The sequence below is a fragment of the Streptosporangium nanhuense genome, assembly GCF_059358815.1.
In genome coordinates this window covers 1-699 of the sequence record NZ_JCADBG010000126.1, presented here as the reverse complement: position 1 = coordinate 699, position 699 = coordinate 1, and the positions used below count along the sequence as shown (strand labels likewise).

At 71.4% G+C, this 699-nt stretch carries 2 protein-coding genes; both read right to left on the bottom strand.

The features are described from left to right. The coding region (locus tag AC5L38_RS44310; protein WP_495248840.1) for a glycosyltransferase family protein at positions 1–494 on the bottom strand (494 nt) is incomplete at its 3' end. Between the two features lie 14 nt (positions 495–508). Next, on the bottom strand, positions 509–699 hold a 191-nt coding region (locus AC5L38_RS44305; RefSeq protein WP_495248839.1), incomplete at its 5' end, for a nucleotide disphospho-sugar-binding domain-containing protein.

Below are 699 nucleotides of genomic sequence, written 5' to 3'. Positions count from 1 at the left end.
CGCAGATAGTGGCCGCGCATCCGGGCGAACAGGTCCAGCCCCCACATGAAGCGGGCGTGCGCCGCGCCGCACGCCTTGGCCGCGATCGCCCCGGCGTAGGTGAGCGGCTCCCAGATTACCAGGTCGGGCTTCCACTGCCGGCAGAACGCGGTCAGCTCCGCCATCATGGGGTCGTTCACCACCCGCCACCACCAGGGCACCACCCCGCCGTACCCCCAGGTGAGGTGCTCCCAGGTGAGCACCTCGGGGCGGTCCTCCGCCATGTCGAAGGCCGGGGCGCCGGGCGCCATCCGCTCCAGGACCTTGGAGAAACGCCGCAGCTCGTGGTCCCTGCCGACGGGGACGGCGGTGAGGCCGGCGCCGGTGACGACGTCGGTCAGCTCGGGCTGGCTGGCCACCCGCACCTCGTGGCCGGCGTTGCGCAGCGCCCACGCCAGCGGGACCATCCCCAGGAAATGGCTCTTCTCGGCGTGGGTGGCGAACAGGACGCGCATCTTCTTACCTCTCGCTACCCGCGGTGGTGGGCGGTGAGTCGTTCGAGGTGGGGGACGAGCTGGTTGGGGCCGGGGGTGGCGAGGGTTTCCTGGCGCAGTTGTTCGGCGGCGTGGGTGTGGGTGGGGTCGTTGAGCAGGCGTTGGAGGTGTTGGCGTACGTGGGGGCCGGTGGCTTGGCTGCTGTGCAGGGTGAGTCCGGCGCCTT